Origin of the sequence: Microlunatus endophyticus (assembly GCF_014646195.1) — a bacterium.
Classification (GTDB): domain Bacteria; phylum Actinomycetota; class Actinomycetes; order Propionibacteriales; family Propionibacteriaceae; genus Microlunatus; species Microlunatus endophyticus.
Window position 1 is genome coordinate 25,087 of record NZ_BMMZ01000011.1, and the last position, 20,519, is coordinate 45,605.

Annotated in this window: 21 protein-coding genes and 1 tRNA gene; 13 read left to right on the forward strand and 9 right to left on the reverse strand. The window is 66.0% G+C overall.

The window, feature by feature from the left end; translation table 11 throughout:
- Positions 1-63: 63 nt before the first annotated feature.
- From IEY07_RS18545 to IEY07_RS18590, 10 genes are all read left to right on the forward strand, one after another.
- Positions 64-261: a hypothetical protein gene (locus IEY07_RS18545; RefSeq protein WP_188896902.1), complete on the forward strand. Its 198-nt coding sequence runs from the start codon at positions 64-66 to the stop codon at positions 259-261.
- A 33-nt stretch (positions 262-294) separates the two neighbouring features.
- On the forward strand, positions 295-1,188 hold the full coding sequence (locus tag IEY07_RS18550) for an ABC transporter permease (protein WP_188896903.1): 894 nt from the start codon (positions 295-297) through the stop codon (positions 1,186-1,188).
- Entirely contained in the window at positions 1,185-1,913 is a 729-nt protein-coding gene (locus tag IEY07_RS18555; protein ID WP_188896904.1) for an ABC transporter ATP-binding protein, read from the forward strand. Before IEY07_RS18550 ends, IEY07_RS18555 begins: the two co-directional genes overlap by 4 nt.
- Before the next feature lie 108 nt (positions 1,914-2,021).
- Positions 2,022-3,083, forward strand: a complete 1,062-nt coding sequence (locus tag IEY07_RS18560; protein WP_188896905.1) for an ABC transporter substrate-binding protein — start codon at positions 2,022-2,024, stop codon at positions 3,081-3,083.
- Between the two features lie 100 nt (positions 3,084-3,183).
- Positions 3,184-4,131, forward strand: a complete 948-nt coding sequence (locus IEY07_RS18565) for an ABC transporter substrate-binding protein (RefSeq protein WP_188896906.1) — start codon at positions 3,184-3,186, stop codon at positions 4,129-4,131.
- Between the two features lie 64 nt (positions 4,132-4,195).
- Positions 4,196-4,269, forward strand: a tRNA-Val gene (locus tag IEY07_RS18570).
- Between the two features lie 288 nt (positions 4,270-4,557).
- Complete coding sequence (locus tag IEY07_RS18575) at positions 4,558-5,634, forward strand: Gfo/Idh/MocA family protein (RefSeq protein WP_188896907.1); 1,077 nt, start codon at positions 4,558-4,560, stop codon at positions 5,632-5,634.
- 18 nt (positions 5,635-5,652) lie between these two features.
- The gene (locus IEY07_RS18580; protein ID WP_188896908.1) at positions 5,653-6,723 is read left to right on the forward strand and encodes a Gfo/Idh/MocA family protein; all 1,071 of its coding nucleotides are present in this window, start codon (positions 5,653-5,655) and stop codon (positions 6,721-6,723) included.
- A gap of 12 nt (positions 6,724-6,735) precedes the next feature.
- The gene (locus IEY07_RS18585; RefSeq protein ID WP_188896909.1) at positions 6,736-7,518 is read left to right on the forward strand and encodes a phytanoyl-CoA dioxygenase family protein; all 783 of its coding nucleotides are present in this window, start codon (positions 6,736-6,738) and stop codon (positions 7,516-7,518) included.
- A gap of 14 nt (positions 7,519-7,532) precedes the next feature.
- On the forward strand, positions 7,533-8,789 hold the full coding sequence (locus IEY07_RS18590; protein ID WP_188896910.1) for a Gfo/Idh/MocA family protein: 1,257 nt from the start codon (positions 7,533-7,535) through the stop codon (positions 8,787-8,789).
- Here the strand turns inward: IEY07_RS18590 and IEY07_RS18595 are convergent.
- From IEY07_RS18595 to IEY07_RS18620, 6 genes are all read right to left on the reverse strand, one after another.
- Positions 8,786-9,667: an ABC transporter ATP-binding protein gene (locus IEY07_RS18595; RefSeq protein WP_188896911.1), complete on the reverse strand. Its 882-nt coding sequence runs from the start codon at positions 9,665-9,667 to the stop codon at positions 8,786-8,788. The genes IEY07_RS18590 and IEY07_RS18595 overlap by 4 nt on opposite strands.
- Positions 9,667-10,545, reverse strand: coding sequence for an ABC transporter ATP-binding protein (locus IEY07_RS18600; RefSeq protein WP_188896912.1), 879 nt, complete (start codon positions 10,543-10,545; stop codon positions 9,667-9,669). The genes IEY07_RS18595 and IEY07_RS18600 overlap by 1 nt, the downstream gene beginning before the upstream one ends.
- Positions 10,538-11,413, reverse strand: coding sequence for an ABC transporter permease (locus IEY07_RS18605; RefSeq protein ID WP_188896913.1), 876 nt, complete (start codon positions 11,411-11,413; stop codon positions 10,538-10,540). The genes IEY07_RS18600 and IEY07_RS18605 overlap by 8 nt, the downstream gene beginning before the upstream one ends.
- Before the next feature lie 10 nt (positions 11,414-11,423).
- Positions 11,424-12,542, reverse strand: coding sequence for an ABC transporter permease (locus IEY07_RS18610; protein ID WP_229670312.1), 1,119 nt, complete (start codon positions 12,540-12,542; stop codon positions 11,424-11,426).
- Entirely contained in the window at positions 12,539-14,416 is a 1,878-nt protein-coding gene (locus IEY07_RS18615; protein ID WP_188896914.1) for an ABC transporter substrate-binding protein, read from the reverse strand. Before IEY07_RS18615 ends, IEY07_RS18610 begins: the two co-directional genes overlap by 4 nt.
- Positions 14,417-14,651: 235 nt before the next feature.
- Positions 14,652-15,581, reverse strand: coding sequence for a sulfite exporter TauE/SafE family protein (locus IEY07_RS18620; RefSeq protein WP_229670314.1), 930 nt, complete (start codon positions 15,579-15,581; stop codon positions 14,652-14,654).
- 198 nt (positions 15,582-15,779) lie between these two features.
- On the opposite strand from IEY07_RS18620, the gene IEY07_RS18625 reads away from it, so the two are divergent.
- A complete protein-coding gene (locus tag IEY07_RS18625) occupies positions 15,780-16,565 on the forward strand; it encodes an SDR family oxidoreductase (RefSeq protein ID WP_229670316.1) in 786 nt (261 codons plus the stop codon).
- 13 nt (positions 16,566-16,578) lie between these two features.
- Here IEY07_RS18625 and IEY07_RS18630 read toward each other — a convergent pair whose 3' ends face one another.
- Positions 16,579-17,532: an ROK family protein gene (locus IEY07_RS18630; RefSeq protein ID WP_188896915.1), complete on the reverse strand. Its 954-nt coding sequence runs from the start codon at positions 17,530-17,532 to the stop codon at positions 16,579-16,581.
- 146 nt (positions 17,533-17,678) lie between these two features.
- Between IEY07_RS18630 and IEY07_RS18635 the strand changes: the two genes are divergently transcribed.
- The gene (locus IEY07_RS18635) at positions 17,679-18,116 is read left to right on the forward strand and encodes an SRPBCC family protein (protein ID WP_188896916.1); all 438 of its coding nucleotides are present in this window, start codon (positions 17,679-17,681) and stop codon (positions 18,114-18,116) included.
- Between the two features lie 119 nt (positions 18,117-18,235).
- Positions 18,236-19,315 carry an ROK family glucokinase gene (locus IEY07_RS18640; protein ID WP_188897020.1) on the forward strand — a complete coding sequence of 360 codons (1,080 nt, stop codon included), beginning with the start codon at positions 18,236-18,238 and terminating at the stop codon, positions 19,313-19,315.
- 23 nt (positions 19,316-19,338) lie between these two features.
- On the opposite strand, the gene IEY07_RS18645 is transcribed toward IEY07_RS18640, so the two are convergent.
- Both IEY07_RS18645 and IEY07_RS18650 read right to left on the reverse strand, forming a co-directional pair.
- Positions 19,339-19,536: a DUF5302 family protein gene (locus IEY07_RS18645; protein WP_188896917.1), complete on the reverse strand. Its 198-nt coding sequence runs from the start codon at positions 19,534-19,536 to the stop codon at positions 19,339-19,341.
- A 56-nt stretch (positions 19,537-19,592) separates the two neighbouring features.
- On the reverse strand, positions 19,593-20,384 hold the full coding sequence (locus IEY07_RS18650; RefSeq protein ID WP_188896918.1) for an alpha/beta hydrolase: 792 nt from the start codon (positions 20,382-20,384) through the stop codon (positions 19,593-19,595).
- Positions 20,385-20,519 lie beyond the last annotated feature (135 nt).

Below are 20,519 nucleotides of genomic sequence, written 5' to 3' on the forward strand. Positions count from 1 at the left end.
GGACGCGAAGTCCACCTGCTGGACATCACCGGGAGGATGAACTGCGGCTGTTAGCCTATTTCCATGGAGGGAAATAGGGGTTTTGTGTTGGCCGTCGAGCCGACCTCGTCGTCACCCGCAGGAGCGGAGAGGTGCTACCGCACCCGGCAACAGGCAACGACCTTTCTGGTCGACCGGCAGCAGGCTTCCGGTGACGAGGTCTTCGCCCAGGTCGCGGCGACTGCTCCGATCCTCGAACTCCTCGTCCGGCCGACCGCCTGATGATCACCCGATCGACAGCGAGCAGGAGTGATCATGACGATCAGTCAGAGTGATGTGCGCCAGGACGCCGGGCGGCCGCGGCTCCCCGGTGTCGCAGCGGGTCCGGACGGCGCCGGCCCGTCCGCGGGTCCGGGCTCGGGTCCGTTCGACCGTGACCGTCGGCTGCGATGGGTGTTGGGCGCGATCGTCCCGCCGGTGCTGCTGGTGGTCATCATGTTGCTGGCCTGGCAGTTGATGGCCGCGAGGATGGCGACGCCACTGGTACCGCGGCTCGGAGAGATCGCCGGGCAGTTCGGCGGACTGTTGCACACCAGCGGGCTGTGGACGCAGGTCGGACTGACCCTGGAACGGGTCGGCATCGGCTTCGTGATCGGCTTTCTGATCTCGGTCGTGGTAGGGATCGCCATGGGGCGGAGCACCCTGTTGCGGCGATTCCTGGAGCCGCTGATGTTGTTGCTGCTGGTTATTCCCGGGCTGGTCAAGGCGCTGTTGTGCGTCATCTGGTTCGGGGTCAGCCTGATCAACCCGGTGCTCTGCGTGGTGCTCGCCGTCGCACCGGTGTTGATCATGAACATCGTGCAGGGCGTGCGTTCGGTCGATGACCAACTCGTCGAGATGGCCGACGTCTACCGGCTGCCGGGTCGGGTCCGGCTCTTCAAGCTCTGGCTCCCGGTACTGGCGCCTTACCTGTTCGCGGCGGCACGGCTGGGCATCTCGAGGGCCTGGCAGGTGATCGTGCTGGTGGAGATCTTCGGCCTGGCCAGTGGGATCGGCTATCAGCTCAATCTCGACTTCTCCAACAACAACGTGGCCGGGGTGCTCGCCTGGACGATCACCTTCGCGTTGATCATGACGATCGTCGAGTACGGCGTGTTCCAGACACTCGAGCGGCTGTCCGGCCGCTGGCGGAAGGAGGCCGGAGCATGAGTGCTGCGCTCGAGATCCGCGGTATGTCCAAGACGTTCGTCCATCGCCAGACCGGCCGGCGTGAGCAGATCTTCGACGGCCTCGACCTGACCGTCGAGCACGGCGAACTGGTCGCCGTCGTCGGCGCCTCCGGTACCGGCAAGACGACCTTGCTGCATCTGATCGCCGGACTGGAATCCCCGGACAGTGGGACCATCGAGCTCGGCGGCCCGGATCGTACGCCGCGGCTCGGCATGGTCTTCCAGCAGCCGCGGCTCTTCGACTGGCTGCCTGCGTTGCAGAATGTCGAGTTGGCCACCGATGCGGCCGGGATCGGCAGACCGGCGGCCCGGGATGCGCTGGAGGCCGTCGGGCTGGCCAAGTACGCCCGCAGTTATCCGTCGGTGCTGTCGGGCGGACAGCGGCAGCGGGTGGGACTTGCGCGCGCCTTTGCGATCGATCCGGACGTGATGCTCTTCGACGAGCCGTTCAGCGCGCTGGATGAACTGACAGCGCGACGGCTGCGGTTGCTGGCACAGGACCTGTGGCTGGAACGTCCCCGGGTCGGACTGCTGGTCACGCACAACCCGTTGGAAGCAACCTTCCTTGCCGACCGGATCATCGTGCTCTCGGGTAGTCCGGCGCGGATCGTCGCCGAACATCGGATCGATGCGCCACGGCCCCGCCAGCCGGAGGATGACGACCTTTTCGCGTTGCACAGAACGATCGTCGGGCAGTTGGTGTAGTCGCAGGCCGGCGACCCGAACAGCAATCCGATCACGGCGCACACGATCACGCATCACGACCAAGATCACGACAATCAGCAAGATCAAGAAAGTCATGGAGGTAGCCAGGTGTCAACACAGCCGGTGACAGGGCGGGCGACGCTCGCTCTGGCCGCAGCGCGGCGGATGGATCGCCGACGCCTTCTCGGCCTCGGCGGCGGGGTGCTGGGAGCAACCCTGCTGGCTGCTTGTGGCCAGGGAACCGCGGCCGGCAGTGACTCCGGTTCGGGCGACCTGTCGATCAAGACTGCGGCCACGACCCCAGGGACCGCAGGAGCCGTCACCGATCGCATCATCGAGGTACGCAAGCTCGCCCAGGCACAGAATCTCACCGTCGACCGTCAGGGCGGCGGTGTCGGGACCGGCCAGCAACAGTTGCTGGCCAAGCTGCTCGACGTGTTCTCCTTCGGCCCGTTGGGCGTCGCCGAGGCCAATGCCGGCGGACACGACGTCGTGATCGCCGGCCCGGCGCTCTACAACCACGGCCGGTGGATCGTGCCCGCACACAGCGACGCGACCAGCATCGCCGATCTCAAGGGAAAGAGGATCGGAGTCCAGCCGTCCAGTTCCGACACCTACAAGGCGGCGGCGCTGGCGGCGGCCGTGAACGGCATCAACTTCGACAAGGAGTATCAGCTCTTTCCCGGGCAGCCGACTGCGAGCCTGGCGCTCTACGACCGCGGCGATCTCGACGCGATCATCGCCATCGAGCCGAATGCCACGCTGCTGGTCGCTGACGGCAACCGCCAGCTCGCGACGGTCGGCGACTTGTGGCAGCAGGGAACCGGAGAGAAGAGTCGGCTCTTCCTCAACGGGTCGGCCTTCCGGAAGGACTGGCTGGCCGACACCGATCAGAAGGAAGCGGCAAAGCGCTTTCTCACGGTGATGAAGGAGGCCACCGAGGCAGTGATCGACGACCCGTCGCTGATGTCGAAGTACGCCGACGCGTACGGAATCAAGCCGACGGAGAAGAAGGCGATCGCGCTGCTGCCGGAACGCCTCAAGGACATCTACGCAGTGGGCTGGAACAAGGAGGTCTTCGACAACATCGACAAGCAGATCGAGGTAGCGGCACAGATCGGCCTGCTCAAGAGCAAGCCGGCCAATCCGGTCTACCAGACCCTTACTTGACAGGGAATCCCGTCCAACGGGCCCTCAATCCACGCCACCACATCGAGCTCAGCACGCCAAGATCATCACATCAAGATCATCACGAAGGGGATACATCATCATGTCGGAGAAGCACACGATCAAGACGGTCCGTTCCGGAGCCATCTTCACGCTGCCGTATCTGGTCGGTCTGGAGAAGGGCTACTTCGCCGAGGAGGCCATCGACCTGCAGTTGGTCGAGCCGGGATCGTACGAGACTGCGATCAAGCCGATCGAAGATCATCATCTGGTCACCTCGATCGGTGCGATCGCCAAGCCGTTCGAGAACGGCGATGTCTCGTTCTACCGGGCCTGCGAGTGGGGCCAGGTCCGCCGGGCCCAGGATTCGGGTCGTGGTCATATCGTCTCCAAGCGGGCTTCGGTCGCCAGTCAGGCGATCTTCGTCCGCCCGGACTCGCCGGCCAACCATCCGCAGGATCTGGCGAACAAGACCGTTGCGGTGAACTTCCACCATGGGTCGCACTATCTGGCGATCCAGACTTTGGAGGGGTTCGTCGAGCCCGAGGAGCTCAAGGTCGTCCACGTCGGTGGTCCGGCCGATCGGATCCGTGCGCTGCGGGACGGTACGGTCGATGCGGTTGCGGTGATGGAGCCGTTCATCACGCTCGCACTGAAGCAGGGTTACCGGCTGATCGCGGAGGCCTTCTACACCGGTTCGGAGATCGCATCACCCGATGTCGAGCCGGAGGTGTACGAGGCCATCGATCGCGCCATCCGCAAGGCGGTGGCCGATATCAGCTCCGACGTTCGCCCGTACCTGCACTACTTCGTGGACGAGGTGCCGGAGGATCTCGGTTCGATCAGCGAGAACGATATCCAGACCTGGCGGTTGCGATACACCGATCCGGCGCCGTACTCCCAGAAGGAGTTCGACCAGACCTATCGCTGGCTGCTGAAGTGGGGCCTGGTCGAGAGCGGGTCCGACTTCGGGTCCCTGGTCACCAATCAACTCCCCGATCAGCTCCCGGCCCAGATCACCAGTCCGATCACGGTCAGCGCGCAGGATTGATTCGATCAGAGTCGACCCAAACCGCTAGTGTTGGCCGCTGTCCGGCTTCGTCGGGCGGCGGCCCGGGTGCATAGCTCAGTTGGTTAGAGCACCTCCCTTACAAGGAGGGGGTCAGGGGTTCGAGTCCCTTTGCACCCACTTTTTGCCCCCAGTCTCGGGCCCGTCGGTCAGCGACGCCACCACGCGCCCGCCGGCCCGAGATCGCCGACATTCGGTCCTCGATCATCTATCTCAGCCGCCGGGCCAGGGTCGTCGAACTCGTTCAACGGATATGAGTCCCACATTCGATGGAAAACAATGACACCCCGCATTGCATTCAGGGTCGTTGTTGTCCCGTACAGATCTATGGGCGGCCTCAGGAAATCCTGATACGCTGATCGTGGTTCCAGGTCGCGGATTGTGCGCAACGAAGCGGAGATCAGCATAATGGCCGAACACACACTCGGTTATGGAGTCATCGGTGCCGGCGGGATTTCACGTTTCGCTCATCTTCCCAATTTGGCCAGAAATCCACGCGCGAGACTCGTGGCTATAGCCGACATCGATCCCGCAAAGGCGCGCCGGGCCGCCGAGGACTTCGATATCCCGTACTGGTACGACGACTACCACGAACTGCTCGCCAATCCCGAGGTCGAGGCCGTTTCCGTGACCACGTGGCCGGCCGCACACGCCGAGCCGGTGATCGCCGCCGCGGCGGCGGGCAAGCATGTCTTGTGCGAGAAGCCGATCGCGACGAGCCTGGAGGACGCCGACGCGATGGTCGAGGCCGCCGACCGGGCCGGTGTGAGATTCACGATGGGATACCAGCATCGATTCGGTACGGGGTTGCCGCTGGTCAAGCAGCTGCTGGGCGAAGGCGTGATCGGCCGGCCGATGGGAATGACCCAGGTCGGTGTCGGGCCGTCAGCGCACGGCGTGCCCTGGTTCCTGCAGAAGCAGTACTCCGGCGGCGGGGTGCTGATCGACTGGGGCATCTACACCGCGCACACGATCCTGTGGCTGATGGGCCCGGTCGCCAGCGTCTACGCGACCAGCGAGATCTTCCGCTCCGAGGTGATGGTGCGCGACCAGTTGGTGACCGGCATCGATGTCGAGGACACCGTGATGGCGACGATGCGCTTCGCCAATGGGGCGATGGGCTCGTGGTACGCCGCCTGGGCCGTCGCCGCCGCACACGGCGGCATGACGCTCGACGGCTCCGACGGCTCGATCATCACCGGGCGCGACAATTCCGGCCTCAGCGTCTTCAGCAACACCTTCTCCGAACCGGCGCACCTGCACGGCTGGCGCCAGCTCAAGACCGTCGAGCCGGTCCTGGCTGACCTGCACTACCGCAAGCTGGCGCACTTGATCGACAGCGTGCTGGACGACCGACCACTGCAGCTGACCGGAGCCGACGGTCGGGATGCGTTGGAGTTGGTGCTGGCCATCTACCGGTCGGCGGAGACGGGCCGGCCCGTCAGCCTGCCGCTCGCGCGGTCCGCAGTTCCGCAATCGGTGTGAGTGAAGGGATCTGTCGACGTGGCTGCACGTATCCGCCTGGCGTTCATCGGTGGCGAACATCTTCATTTCCAGGGACTGCTCGCCGCGGCGTTGGCGAGCCCGACCGCCGACGTCGTGGGTATCTCCATCGCCGACGACGAGCTCCGGGACTTCTTCGTCCGGCGATACCCGGACGTGGCCGCCTTCGCCGACCCGGAGGAGTTGTACGACCGAGCCAGACCCGAGGCCATCGTGACCTGCGCCGACAACCGGCGGGCTGCGGAGGTGGTGGCGGATGCGGCGCGTCGTGGCGTGCACGTGATGAAGGAGAAGCCGATGGCGGCCGATGTCGCCCTCGCCGAGGAGATGGCCACCGTCACCGCCCGGCACGGGGTACGGCTGATGGTCAACTGGCCGACGAACTGGCACGGTGGCATCCACACCGCCAAGCAGTTGGTCGAGGCCGGCGAGATCGGCCGCGTTCTCGGCATCCACAATCGCGCGGGGCACGGTGGGCCGCCCGAGGACTTCGCGAGCACAGGTCCGATCGGCCGGGTCGGCTGGGGCTGGCTGATCGAGCGCTCCGCGAACGGCGGCGGCGCAGCGGTCGACTTCTGCTCCTACGGTGCCGTCATGTCGCGCTGGTTCACGGGCCAGCCGAGCAATGTCACCGCGCACGGCGGCCGGCATTCCAAGGACTTCTTCACCGTCGAGGACAACGGGATCATGATCCTGGGATATCCGCGCGGCCATTCGGTGATCGAAGGGACCTGGACCCAGCCGGCGGTGCCCGTCCGCCAGCCCACCATGATCTACGGAGAAAAGGGCGCGATCGCACTCACCGGGCCCGACGAGGTCGCAGTGGCCAATCTCGGCAGTTCCGGTGAGCTGGTGTCGACCGCATCCCGTACGGTCGCCGCAGACAAACTGCCGGATCATTACCGCTCCGGTCCCGACTACTTCACGCATTGCCTGCGCAACGACGAGCCGTTCGAGGGAATGGTGACGCCGGAGATCTCCCGCGATGCACAGGAAATTCTCGACGCCGGCCTCCGTTCCATGGTCTCGGGACAACGGATCGGATTACCACTTCCCACCTTTTCCTATTGAAACGGAGCACAAATGTTCAATCCTGAGGTCGAACCCGGAGAGTTCACCGACTTGGATCGATTCGTCTTCGAATCCTGGGGATATCTCGTGATTCCCGGCGTCCTGAGCAAGGACGAGGCCGACGAATGCTACGAGGCGTCCCGGCGACTGCATTCCGGACGCGACCGTTCCTGGGGCCAGGTGGGCCGTGGCTACGAGACGGAGCCGTCGCTGGAGCGGCTCATCGATCACCCGGCGGTGCTGCCGAAGGTCCGAGGCCTGTACGGCGACCGGTTCCTGCTGCAGGCCAGCTGGAACACGATGCAGCCGGCCGGCGGCGGGGTCGGCGGCTGGCACCAGGACGGCTCCAGCGCCTTCGACTTCAGCAAGCTCGGATATCCGGTGCCGCTGATCCAGCTCCGGGCCTCCTTCCTGCTGACTGATCAGACCGAGCCCGGGATGGGCAACATGGAGCTGATCCCGGGCAGCCATCGCAGCACCGCTCCGCTGCCCGATGAGATCCGCCGGTCGCAGGGTGAGGTGGAGATCGGGCACGTGATCTGTGCCAATGCCGGTTCGGTGCTGCTCTTCCACAACGGGGTCTGGCATCGTACGTACGCCCACCACGGCGACCAGGACCGCTACACCGCCCACTACGTCTACAGCCCGCCGTGGGTGCGCGCCGCCGATCGCTTCCAGAACTCGCCGGAATTCATACAGCGCACGACGCCGATGCGCCGCGCGCTGATGGGCGAATTCGATCGGCCCGACGCCCCGTTCGGCTCGAGCTACACGCCACTTCCGTTCGACGACTGAGGCAGCTCGGACCAGTGGCCCCGATCCGGTTGGGTGTCGTCGGGTGCGCACGCATCCTGCCTGCGCACCTGCGGGGGATGGCCGCCGCCCAGGCGGTCGGCCTCGACCCGTTCCGGATCACGGCGCTGTGTGCCCGGAGGGTCGCCGACGCGCTCGCATTCCGCAGCCCCGCCGACGGCGTACCGCCCCGGCCACCGGCTTCGGCGAACGAGAACGACCCGCTCGGAGCGCCGCACCGCTACGTCAGCGACCTGCAGACCGCGGTACCGGCGGTGTTCGACGATTGGCACGCGATGCTGGACGCCGATCTCGTCGATGCGGTCCTGATCCTCGCGCCGGTGTCGCTGCACCACCAGATCGCGGTGGCCGCACTCGACGCCGGCAAACACGTGTTGATCGAGAAGCCGCTGGCCATCACCGTCCGAGCCGGGAGGGCGATCGCCGCTGCGGCGGGCCGTCGCGGCCTGGTCGCCGGCGTCGCAGAGAACGTGCGCTATGCGTCGCGTACGAGAGCCCAGTGGCAGGCCATCGACGCGGGCCTGATCGGTCGGCCACAGCTGTGGCTGTCAGGGGGCATCGGTGGTGAGTGGGCGCCGGATCGTGTCGTTGCCGACACGCCGTGGCGACATCGCAAGCTCGATGCGGGTGGCGGCCCTGCCATCGATCACGGTGTGCACCTGATGCACCAGCTCCGTTACCTGATGGGTCCGGTCCGGCAGGTCGGTGCGCTGACTGCGATGCTCGAGCCGTACCGGGTGGGCCGGTCCGGCCGGGTGGCCAACGAGGTCGAGGACATCTACTCCGCGCAGTTGCTCTTCGAGAGCGGTGCCATCGGCACTGTCTTCTCCGGATGGGCCGGTCGCGGCGCCGGCACCAGCCTGGACGCCAGTCCCAGCATCTACGGTAGTTCCGGTTGTATCAAGGCCGACCGCCTGATCCCAGATGGCGGCGCGCCGGTGCAGGTCGAGTCGGTGCTGGGGGAGTCGGGTCCGGGAGATTCAGCGGCGTTCTTCCCGCACGGGATCCGGGACTCGTTCGCCCTGGAGCTGCTGGACTTCGCCACGGCGATCAGCACCGGGAACCCGATGGAGACCAGTGCCGATGAAGCGGTGCTGGATCTGGCGATGGCCTATTCCATCCTCGAGTCGGCATGGGCCGGTGCGCCCGTGCAGGTGGACGATGTCCTCTCGGGTGCGGTCGCCGGCTACCAGGCGGAGATCGACCGGAGCTACGGTCTTCAGGTACCGAACCCCCGGGTCCTGGATCCCTAGGTCTCGATCGGCACGATCCTCGGCACGCCGTCCTTCAACTCGACCCGGGTCTTCCAGCGGTCATTGGGATCCGGGGTCGGGACGGAATCGATCAGCAGCTTGGTGTAGGCGTGGCTGGGATGGGTCATCACCTCTTTGACCGTGCCCTGTTCGACGATCTGGCCCTTGTAGATCGTCATCATGTCGCCTCCGACGTAGGCCACCGTCGAAAGGTCGTGGGTGATGAACAGGGTCGTCATCCCGTACGTCTGCTGAAAGTCGATCATGATGTCCAGAAAGTGCCGGCGGACCTGCGCGTCGAGCATCGAGACCGGCTCGTCGGCGATCACGAACGACGGCTGCAGCATGTGGACCCGAGCCAGCATCAGCCGTTGCCGTTGTCCGCCGGACAGCTGGTGCGCGTAGCGTCCGAGCACTTCGCCCGGGCGGAGCCGCACGGCCTCCAGTGACTCCTCGATCTTGTTCATCCCGGCGGCCCTGCCGTGGGCGAGCTTGAAATTCCTGATCGCCTTCCAGAAGATCCGATCCACCCGGTAGAAGGGGTTGAAGATGGCGTACGGGTCCTGGAAGACCGGCTGTACGTCGCGTCGATAGGTGGTGTATTCCGAGCGGGACAGGCTCCCCACATCCTTGCCCTGGTAGGTGACCTGTCCGCTGGTCGGGCGCTGCAGCCCGAGCAGGATGCGGGCGATCGTGCTCTTTCCGCTGCCGCTGGCACCGACGAGCGAGGCGATCCGCGGGGTGTCGGACTTGAGTTCGAAGGACACGTGATCAACCGCGACGACCTTGGTTCCCAGTCGTCCGGGGAAGACCTGGGTGATGTCGTCCAGCCGGATGGTCTTGGCAACGGCTTCGGCAACGGTTTCGGCAACGGCCATCAGAACGCCTCCTCGCGCACGGTCAGATCCGGGATGGAGTTGATCAATTCCTTGGTGTAGGGGTCAGCCGGTCGTTTGAACACCTGCTCCACCGAGCCGACCTCCACGATCTGACCGGCGTTCATCACCGCGACCCGGTCGACGAGCTGCGCGTGCACGCCCATGTCGTGGGTGATCACCAACATCGTCACCCCGAGCCGGTCGCGGAGATCGGCGAGGTTCTGGATCACCACGCGCTGGATCATCACATCAAGGGCCGTCGTCGGCTCGTCGGCGATCAGCAGCTCCGGCCGCAGGGCCACGGCCATCGCGATGATCACTCGCTGCTTCATGCCTCCGGAGAGCTCGTGGGGATACATCTCCGCAACGGATGCGTCGAGGCCGACCTCGGCGAGCAACTGGGCGACGTGCTCCCGCAGGACCTCCCGTTCGTGCCGATTCGGGCGGCGCCGGATCCCGCCGGAGCCGTTGGCCTCGTCGTTGGAGGACCAGCCGTGTTGCAGCATCACGTCGGCGAACTGGTCCCGGATCCGCATGATCGGATTCAGCGAATTCATCGACCCTTGGGGGAGGTAGGCCAGGTCGCGCCACCGCAGCCGGCGCAATCCGGCATCGTTCTCATCCAGGACATCGACCGGAGCAGCGTCCCGCCGGTTGAAGGTGGCGGCACCACCGGCGACGAAGCCCGGGGGGCGAAGCAGGCCCAGCACAGCTGTCGCCATAGTGCTCTTGCCGCAGCCCGATTGCCCTGCCACGCCGAGGATCTCGCCGCGCTTGACCTGCAGATTGACGCCGTCCACCGCGGTCACGTCGCCGGTCACCGTGCGATAGCGCACGATCAGGTCCCGGATGTCCAGAACTGCCTCCGACTCAGGCACCGGCCACCTTCCTCAAGCGCGGGTTGAATGCTTCGTCGAGTCCGACGTTGATCAGGTTGAGGGCGAAGAAGATCGCGGTGAGCAACACGATCGGCGCGACGAACATCGGCCATGCACCGAGACTGAGCGCTCCGTTCTGGACCGAGGAGTTGATCAACAGACCGAGGTCTTGGATGCCGCTGGGCCCGAGACCGATCAACTCCAGTCCGACCAGGGCGAAGATCGTGTTGATCACTGCCAGCGCCAGCCCCAGCGCGATATAGGGCAGCATGTTCGGCACCAACTCGAAGAGCACGATCTTCACATCGGATTCCTTGGAGATCTTCGCCAGGTCGACGTAGGACCGCGTCCTCAGGCTGAGCACGTGGGACCGGATCGTGCGGGATGCGCCGGCCCAGCTGAAAACGGCGAGGATCACACTCACCTGGAACAGGCTGATATGGCTGGCGAAGCCCGAATAGGCGATCAGCAGCGGCAACGTCGGGATGACCAGGAACAGGTCGGTCGTCGTTGCCAGCAAGGAGTCCAGCCACCCGCCGCGATAGGCCGCGAAGAATGCCACCACGATGCCGATGATCGTCGACAGCGCGCCGCCCAGGGCGCCGATCTTCAACGACGTCCACAATCCGGCGACCACCATCGCCATCACATCACGGCCGACCTGGTCGGTACCGAGCAGATGCTGGGGACTCGGCTGCAGCCAGCGCTGGCCGAAGCCGATCGCCGTCGGGTCCTGGCCCTTGCCGATCGCGTCGATGATGACACCGTGCAGCGCGCCGATCACCACGATGATGAACAGCAACACCAGGCCGACGGTCAGTCGGACGTTGCCCCGGAGCCGGCGTCCGAGTGCGCGGATCGGTTTCATCGCGCCCTCCTCACCGGGTGTACTTGATGCGAGGATCGAGCAACGGCAGGATCAGATCGATCACGAAGACCGCGGTGATCACCACGAAGATCGCAATATCGGTGATTCCCATGACGGTGTTGAGATCCAGCTGCTGGATCGCCGTCACCAACAGGTGCCCGACGCCCGGGTAGTTGAACAGATTCTCCAGCAGGATGTTGCCGTTGAAGATGAACCCGAACGAAATCAGCAGGCCGGTGACCTGGGGGAGATAGCAGTTCGGGACCGCATACCGTCGCAGGATGTGCCAGGGCATCAGGCCCTTGGCCCGGGCGAAGGTCAGGTAATCCTCACCGAGCACGGTGATCATCTGTTGCCGCATGCCCAGCATGTTTCCGAAGACCCCGACGATCACGATCGACAGTGCCGGCAGGATGCCGTGGTAGAGGACGCTGCCGATGAAGGTCAGGTTGAATGCCGGGCTCAGATCGGAACTGTAGGCATACCCGGAAGGGAACCAGGCCAGGCTGAAGGACAGCGCGAAGAGCAGCAGCAGGCCGACGAAGTAGAAGGGGATGTGGGCCGCCGCGATCGCGACGTAGGTCGCCGCCTCGGAGATCGGACTGTTCCGCCGCCAGGCCACGAACGCTCCGGCAGCCACGCCCAGGATCCACCCGATGATCGTGGCCAGCAGCAAGAGTCCGACGGTCCAGGGGAGTGCCCCCGCGATAACCGATTGCGCCGAGTCGGGGTAGGAGATCAGCGACGGGCCGAAGTTGAGATGGAAGACCAGTTGCCTCATGAAGTGCAGGTACTGGGTCAGCAGGTTCCCGTTCAGGCCGAACACTTCTTTGTAGTGGTCGACGACCTTGGCGCTGGCCTGCGCGTTGTAGGCGTAGTTCTGTTGCAGGTTCTGGATGTAGGCACCGATCGGATTGCCGGGGATCAGGCGGAAGAAGAAGAACGTGACCGTGATCGCCGCCCACAACGTCAACACGTAGATCCCGAAACGCCGGATCACATAGGCCGAGTTCGGGTGCGTCGCCCACCAATGCCGGACCGGGCCGGGCGGTGAGACCTCGACCACTGGCTCCTCGTCGAGGACGACAGCAGTCGTAGGACTCACCGTGCCGGCGTCGCCAACACTCACTTGATCGTCGTTCCGGTCGGCTTCAGGGCCCCCACGACGAACATGAACTGTCCCCACCAGTTCGCCGGCCCCTGGTACAGGTTGTCATCTGTCGGCCAGCCGGTCCAGAAAGTCGTGTTGAACTGATGCGTGTAGAGCGTTTGGATGCTCGTCACTGCCGGCAGGTCGGCGAAATAGCGGTCGAGTGCCTTGTCGAAGATCGGAATCGCCTCGGCCGAGGTCGGACTGATCACCGCCAGCTGGTCCATGTACTTGGAGAAGGTGGCGTCCCGCAGCCGCGGATAGTTGTTGACGTTGGCATTCTTCCCGACCGGCACGTAGTACTTGTCGTTGAATTCGTTGTAGACCTGCCAGGGGTCGTAGACCTCGCCGCACAGCCACTCGGACTTGATGTCGAAGTCGCCCTTCATGGTGCGGTTGTTGTAGACCGCCGACGACAGGGTCCGGATGCTGGCGTCGATCCCGACGGCCTTGAGATCCTCGGCCAGCAGCTGGCCGATCAGATACTCCTGGCCCGGGTTGGGGGTCGACGTGATGATCTCGAGACTCAGCTGCTTGCCGTTGTAGATCCGCTTGCCGTTACTGTCGGCCTTGATCCCGATCTCGTCCATGAGGGATTTGGCTTTGGCCGGGTCGTAGGACAGCGAGTACTTGCCCGCGATCTGCTCGTTGTCCCACTTCTTGTTGCCGTCGAAGGCCGCCCACGGATACTTCGCGGTGGTCGATGCCGGATCCCAGATGCTGGTCGCGATCTTCTTGCGGTCGATCAGTGCCGAGATCGCCTGGCGCATTCGCGGGTCGTTCAGCGGCTTGTGCGATTCGTCGCAGTTGATCCAGATCGCCCGCGGGCACGGATCGAGCATCCCGGTGATGGTGCCGTACTGGTAGCCGCCGTCGATCGCAGATTTGACCAGCGAGTACATGTTCGGCGCGCCCGTCACATCGCAGGCGCCGTTCTTGAACTGCTCGATCTCGGCATCGGCGGTCGGCGCGCTCCGGTAGACGACGTACTCGGGTTTCGGATCGAGATTGCTCTTGTTCCAGTAGTTCGGATCCTTCTCCCAGACGAACATCTTCAGGTTCGACTTGGTTTCCTTGAGCTTGTACGGCCCGGTGTAGACCGGCGGGTTGTTCTTGAACGACGTCGGGTCCTGGCTCTTCCAGACGTGCTCGGGCAGCACGAACCAACTGGTCCCGACGATGCCGCAGATCCAGTTGTAGTGGTAGCGGGGATCGGTGACATTGAGCTTGACGACGACCGTGTGGTCATCGGGCGCAGAGATGGACTTCACCTCGTCGGTGATCGGCCCGCCGCCGAGAAGGTTCTTGTTGCCCTTGACCAGGTTGATGCTGAAGACGACGTCCTTGCTCGTGAACGGCTTCCCGTCGTTCCAGTGCGCGTTCTCGTTCAGGTGCACCGTGAAGGTCTTGAAATTATCGGCGTACTCCCATTTCGTGCCGAGCCACGGTGTCGTCTCGCCGGTGGCCATGTTGAAGTACCACAGGTACTCGCGCACCACCTGGCCGAGCCCGCCGTTGTACTGCTCCCCGTTGGGAATGAGCGGGTTGAAGCTGTCGAAGACCGTGAAGACGGCCTGGTCGACAAGCAGGGTCTTCTCCCGCGGCGTCGGCGAGACGCTGGAGGCAGCCTTACCTACCGTCGTCGCATGCGCAGCGGGGGACTGGCCGCCGCTGCCGGGGTTCTTCTTGTTGCCGGAGTACTGCCCGCCGCCGCTGCACGCGGCCAGGCTGCCGAGACCGGCTGCCAGCATCGCACCCGCCGCGCCCTTCAGGGCTCCTCGCCGCGTCAGGCAATGGCGAAGAAAGTCCTGCGGATCGACCTGATTGTCGGGAATTTCCTGGATCGCAGACATCGTTGTCCCCTGTCCGATAAGCCGCTTCGGTGCCGGCTCGGCATGTCGGGACTCCGACGTTCTGCCTTGCAGACAACCAATAACTGACTACTTGTCTCGGAGCGTGACGTACTCCGCGACGATGGTGCGAGAGCCGCGCCGAAAGCGTTAGCAAGCCGTGACCTTCCGGTGGAAACGATTCCACAGGATCAGCTCCGCTTCGGCGCGACGGCAGAGCGCGCCGGCCCCAGGATGCTCAGACGCGGGCTGCGGCTGACCGTTGTTCAGTGGCCCGGCGGCGCGAGAGGCGCACCACCCAGAACCACGCCAGATTGCCGAGCACGACCATCACGCCGGCTGCGATCAGGACCACCAGGGTGGGTGCGCCGAGCATCTTCATCCCGGAGCAGACCAGCAGGATCGCCAAAGCCCGGCGGATGATGCCGCCCGGTGCCCGGGAGGAGATCTGGGCGCCGATCCAGGCGCCGGGGATCGCCCCGATCAGCAGGGAGCCGGCGATGCCGAAATTTGCGTCACCGTTGATCACGTGGGCGGTCGCGGCGGCAGCCACCAGTGGTACGGCCTGGACCAGGTTGGTGCCGACCAGCTGCGAGGCCTTCAGAGTCGGATACATCATCAACAGCACGACCACGATGATCGAGCCCGCACCGACCGAGGTGAGTCCGACGAACAGCCCTGCGATCACGCCGAGAATGATCATCGGCACCCGGCGTACGACGATGTCCGGAGTCTGCGACTGCACCGGCCGGCCCTCGCCCCAGGCGGTCTGGTTGGTGCGCAGCTGTTGCCAGGCCCGATAGATCAGTCCCGCGGCGGCGATCAGCAGGGCGATGCCGAGAATGATCGACAGCACGGTGTTGGTGGCCTCGCCCAGATGCAGTGCCTTCAGGGCGAAGACGCCGCCGAAGGCGGCCGGGACGGCACCGACCGACAGCCACAGCACCAGCGAGTAGTCGACCGTACGACGACGCATGTGCACGATCGCGGCGCTCGGCTTCATGAACAGGCTGGTGACCAGATCGCTGGCGACCGCGACCAGCGGGTCGATCTTGAACAGAAACACCAGCATCGGCGTCATCAGCGCGCCGCCGCCCATACCGGTCAGTCCGACGATCACGCCGACGCAGAGGCCACCGATCAGCATCGCCGGGTTGAAGAAGTCCATCGGTGTCCTTGCCTCGCTCCATGAACCTGGATCAATTCCGATGAGCATACTGGGACATCCTGGGATTATGGTGATTATCTCGTTCTTCGGTTGCAGAACTGTCTGCGACGGTCCCGTCGGCGGTGGTGGCGTACGCCCTTAGGCTGAGCGCGGGATCGCAAGGCTCGCAGGGGCAGGCGATCAGCACAGCATCAGCGGGTGAGAGGAAGACGAGCGATGGGCGTACTGGACAGCTTCTCGTTGGCGGGCAGGATCTCGGTGGTCACCGGGGGTGCGCGGGGGATCGGGCGGGCCTTGGCGTTGGCGCTTGCCGAGGCGGGAAGCGATGTCGCGGTGCTGGTCCGGACGCCGGCGTCGGCCGACGATCTGGTCACCGAGATCGAGCAGCTCGGCGTCCGCGGTCTGTCCGTGACCTGTGACGTGACCCGGCCGGAGCAGGTCGAGGCGGCGCTGGCGACGATCACCGAGGCACTCGGCCCGGTGGATGTGCTGGTCAACAACGCCGGCACCTGCGTGCACCGGCCTGCCCTCGAGGTCACCGCCGAGGAGTGGCGGTCGGTGATGGACATCAACGTCGACGGAGTCTGGAACTGCGCCCGGGCGTTCGGCGCCCGGATGGTCGAACGCGGTCGCGGCACGATCATCAACATCGGCTCGATCTCGGCACTGATCGTCAACCGGCCACAGTGGCAGCCCGGCTACAACGCCTCCAAGGCTGCGGTGCATCAGTTGACCAGATCGCTGGCAGCCGAGTGGGCGCCGCACGGCGTCCGGGTGAACGCGCTGGCGCCCGGATACGTACGGACCGAGATGGCGCCGGTGGACGACCCGCGGTTCAAGCCGCGCTGGATCGACGACGCACCCATGGAGCGTGCCGCCAGCCCGGAGGAGCTGGGCCCGACGATCGTCTACATGGCCTCCGACGCGTCGGCGTTCATGACCGGGTCGGTGCTCGTCCTGGACGGCGGCTACACGGTCTACTGATCCTTCGACAAGCTCAGGAATCGACGGACAGCGCCAGTGCGGCGGCACCGAGCAGGCCGGCGTTCTCCAACTCGGCCGGCCGCACCTCGAGGTCGGCGACGTAGGACATCGTCGCGTAGTCGGCGATGTGCTTGCGCAGCGGCTCGAAGATCACCGCGCCGGCTTTGGAGACGCCGCCGCCGAGCACGAAATGGGTGACGTCCAGCAGGGTCGCGGTGGCGGCGATCCCGGCTGCCAGGGCCCGCATCCCGTCGTCGATCACTGCGATCGCGATCTCGTTGCCGGCCCGGGCGTCGGAGGTCAGCGCCTCGGCGTCGTCACCGCCGGTCCAGCCCTTGGCCTGGGCGGCCTCGACCATCGCGGGGCCGCGGGCGTACATCTCGACGCAGCCGTGACCGCCACAGACACATTCGTCGCCCCAGGCGTTGACGCTGATGTGGCCGAGCAGGACGGCGTTGCCGGTCAGGCCGCCGAAGAGCCGGTCATTGATCACCGCTCCGGCGCCGACGCCGGTGGACAGCACCATGCCGACCATCGAGTGCAGGTCCTTGCCGGCACCGAGCCAGTGCTCACCCAGCGCCATGCAGTGCCCGTCCTGGGCCAGTCCGACGAGCGGCTGGACGCCGCTGACGGTGCGGACGGCCTCGGCCACCTTGGCGACGATCGGATACTCGCGCCAGGCGCCGATGTTGACCGGCGAGATCCAGCCGCCAGGGGAGTCGATCGGGCCGGCCGACCCGATCCCGACCCGCAGTTGGGTGCCCTCCAGACCTGCTTCGGCGATCGTCTCGGCGAGTCCCGCGCCCAGCGGGGCGAAGGTGGCGTCGCCGTCCGCGCGGTGCAGCGTCGGCACCCTGCGCTGGTGGGTGATGGTGCCGTCGGAGGACACCACCGCGATCGCGATCTTGGTACCGCCGATGTCGATCGCCAGCACCGATTCGCCCGACGATCCGTTCGAAACAGTCATGAACTCCGTACGCTCCCGCTCTGCCAACAAGCCCACCGGAGCTTACTGGCTGTGCCGCGAGGCGCTCCGGGGGCTCACCCGGCCCGTGCGGCATGATGATGGGGTAGGTCGAGCAATGTGCAGCGGCAGGAAGCGGACAGCAACAGATGGCTCAAACATCGTCCCGGATCGAGATCCCGGCGAGTCCAGATCGCGTCATGTCCGTGATCGCCGATCTCGACCACTATCCGGAGTGGGTGGATTCGCTCACCACGGTCGAGGTGCTCGAGACCGACGCGCAAGGCCGTCCCGCCACCGTACGGATGGTGTTGCAGCACCGGCTGCTCTCCGACGACTACACGGTCGGCTATGACTGGGCTGAGCACGAGGTCAGCTGGAAACTGATCACAGGCCGTACGCTCACCGCCATGGATGGGTCGTACGCGGTGGAGCCGGCGGGGTCGGGGAGCAGGGTCACCTACACGCTGAGCGTCGATGTGAAGATGCCACTGCCCGGACTCCTCAAACGAACCGCGGAGAAGACGATCATCGATACCGCACTCAAGGGACTCAGAACGCAGGTCGCCCGGGTGGGTGACCGGTAGTGGCGCGGGCCACGGACCGTACCGACGCCGACGTCCGGGCCGTACGACCCAGGGTGCCCAGAGCGGCTGCCAGGGCATCGGCACGGACCTCGGCCCGGCCCACTTCCCGTGGCGCCAGGCTGGGGGCGCAACCGGCGCCGTACAGCATCGGTGTCGACATCGGCGGTACCAAGGTGGCCGCCGGGGTCGTCGATGGCGCCGGCCGGATCGTCGAACGGGTGCTGGCCGCGACTCCCTCGCACAGCCCGCTGGCGGTCGAGGACACGATCACCGCCGTGGTCGGGGACCTGCGCAGCCGGCACCTGGTCGAGACCGTCGGGATCGGTGCGGCCGGCTGGGTGGACACCAATCAGTCGGTGGTCCGCTTCTCACCGCATCTGGCCTGGCGCCAGGAGCCGTTGAAGGCCAAACTCGAGCAACGCATCGACCTGCCGCTGATCGTCGACAATGACGCCAATGCCGCCGCCTGGGCCGAATACCGGTTCGGTGCCGGAGCCGGGGCATCGGTGATGGTCTGCATCACCCTCGGTACCGGGATCGGCGGCGGCCTGGTCCTCAACGGCCAACTCTTCCGGGGCAGCTACGGGATGGCCGGGGAATGGGGCCACATGATCACCGTTCCCGGCGGACACCTGTGCGAGTGCGGCAACCGTGGCTGCTGGGAGCAGTACGCCAGCGGCAACGCTCTGGTCCGCGACGCCAAGGCCCTGATCGCCTCCGGCTCGCCGGTCGTCCAGGGCCTGGTCGAGTCGGTCGGTGGTCCGGACTCGATCACCGGTCCGGCGATCACCGAGGCGGCGGTCGCCGGTGAGCCGCTGGCCCGGGAGCTGCTCGCCGACATCGGCCGTTCCCTCGGCGTCGGGATCGCCAACCTGGCCGCCGCCCTGGATCCGGAGCTGGTGGTCGTCGGCGGCGGAGTCAGCGCGGCCGGCGACCTGTTGCTGACGCCCACCCGGGAGGCGTTCGAGCGGACCCTCACCGGCCGTGGCTTCCGGCCGCAGGCGCGTATCGAGCTGGCCCACTTCCGCAACGACGCCGGTCTGGTGGGCGCGGCCGATCTCGCGCGGCACTCCCTGATCGAGCCTCCGGGCACCGTGATCGGCGGCTTCTGGCCGCGCCGCCGCCGCGTCCGGCGGGAGCGTCCCCGCAAGGATCCCGGCCCGCTCCGTCAGGTGGCCGCCAAGCGCTGGGGCGATTGAGCGAGACCTGGGCCCGGTCCGGCCTAACCCGACTTGCGGCGGTGCATCTTGGGGGCGCCGCCGACGACCTCGGGGCCGTTGGCCTTCAACTTCGCCGCAGGATTGTCGTGGGGTACATCCTTGGCACGGCTGTTCTTGGCCTCCAGCGCGGCCAGCATCCTCGACTTCACGTCCCCCGAATCCTGCGCGGCCGACTTCTTCTGCGGCTTCTTCGCAGCCATGGATTCCTCCGTACGACGTGGGCGGCCGATCGGGACGACCGGATCGGATCCTCAGACTAGCCAACGGTGCCGGGGAGCGCACGGATGAATTCCGCGGACCCGGTGAAGATCTCCTCGGCGTCGTAGTCCAGCGTCGCGACATGGAAGCTCTGCTGCAGCAGCCGTTCGGTGATCGGCGCCTGCGCCCGTTCGTGCAGGATCCGTGCCGAAGCCGGGTCGACGACGTGATCGTGGACCGAGCGGAAGAGCAGGATCGGCTGGCGGACCCGCTGCAGCCGGGCGATGGTGATCTCCCACAGCTCCAGCATCGAGGCCAGCGCCTTCAACGGCGTACGGTCATAGCCGATCTCGTCGCTGAACGGTCGGGCGATGTCGTTGGTGATCCCGGCCACCGACGGCGTCAAGTGCTTCAGCACCGGCAGCACCGCCAGCCGGGCGTCGGTCAGATGCAGCGCCGGGTTGACCAGCACCAGCCCGGCGATCCGGTCGTCGTGCAGTTCGGCCAACCGCAGCGCGAGGGCGCCGCCCATCGACAGACCGCCCACAGCGACGGTGCGGCACTGCGCGGTCAACTCGCCGAGGGCTCGCTCGACGGTCGCATACCAGTCCGGCCAGCCGGTCTGGTTGAGCTCCTGCCAGCTGGTGCCGTGCCCGGGCAGCCGGGGCACGCTGACCCGGAAGCCCCCTCGGACCAGGTGCTCGGCCCAGGGTCGCAAGGAGGCAGGCGAGCCGGTGAAGCCGTGGCAGAGCAGCACGCCGGTCTCACCGTCCCCGCCGACGTACGCCTCCGCACCGGGCCGGACCTCGGTCGTCGGTATCTCCGCGCGCCGGTGCGGCAACAGCCTCATGGCGGCAGCGTAGTGTCCGCCCACCCCAAGTCGCCGCCCGAGCCCACCGGTCACTCCGTCTTGCGGCGTTACGGCTGCGGCACACTAGTGTTAGGCGACCGTTCCGCTCCGGATCGCCCGGCGCGATCACCCGGC

Excerpts from the sequence above, each read along its gene's own strand:
- IEY07_RS18545 (WP_188896902.1), top strand. The coding sequence starts at position 64 with ATGGAGGGAAATAGGGGTTTTGTGTTGGCCGTCGAGCCGACCTCGTCG.
- IEY07_RS18550 (WP_188896903.1), top strand. The coding sequence starts at position 295 with ATGACGATCAGTCAGAGTGATGTGCGCCAGGACGCCGGGCGGCCGCGG.
- IEY07_RS18555 (WP_188896904.1), top strand. The coding sequence starts at position 1,185 with ATGAGTGCTGCGCTCGAGATCCGCGGTATGTCCAAGACGTTCGTCCAT.
- IEY07_RS18565 (WP_188896906.1), top strand. The coding sequence starts at position 3,184 with ATGTCGGAGAAGCACACGATCAAGACGGTCCGTTCCGGAGCCATCTTC.
- IEY07_RS18575 (WP_188896907.1), top strand. The coding sequence starts at position 4,558 with ATGGCCGAACACACACTCGGTTATGGAGTCATCGGTGCCGGCGGGATT.
- IEY07_RS18585 (WP_188896909.1), top strand. The coding sequence starts at position 6,736 with ATGTTCAATCCTGAGGTCGAACCCGGAGAGTTCACCGACTTGGATCGA.
- IEY07_RS18595 (WP_188896911.1), bottom strand. The coding sequence starts at position 9,667 with ATGGCCGTTGCCGAAACCGTTGCCGAAGCCGTTGCCAAGACCATCCGG.
- IEY07_RS18605 (WP_188896913.1), bottom strand. The coding sequence starts at position 11,413 with ATGAAACCGATCCGCGCACTCGGACGCCGGCTCCGGGGCAACGTCCGA.
- IEY07_RS18615 (WP_188896914.1), bottom strand. The coding sequence starts at position 14,416 with ATGTCTGCGATCCAGGAAATTCCCGACAATCAGGTCGATCCGCAGGAC.
- IEY07_RS18620 (WP_229670314.1), bottom strand. The coding sequence starts at position 15,581 with ATGGACTTCTTCAACCCGGCGATGCTGATCGGTGGCCTCTGCGTCGGC.
- IEY07_RS18630 (WP_188896915.1), bottom strand. The coding sequence starts at position 17,532 with ATGACTGTTTCGAACGGATCGTCGGGCGAATCGGTGCTGGCGATCGAC.
- IEY07_RS18635 (WP_188896916.1), top strand. The coding sequence starts at position 17,679 with ATGGCTCAAACATCGTCCCGGATCGAGATCCCGGCGAGTCCAGATCGC.
- IEY07_RS18645 (WP_188896917.1), bottom strand. The coding sequence starts at position 19,536 with ATGGCTGCGAAGAAGCCGCAGAAGAAGTCGGCCGCGCAGGATTCGGGG.
- IEY07_RS18650 (WP_188896918.1), bottom strand. The coding sequence starts at position 20,384 with ATGAGGCTGTTGCCGCACCGGCGCGCGGAGATACCGACGACCGAGGTC.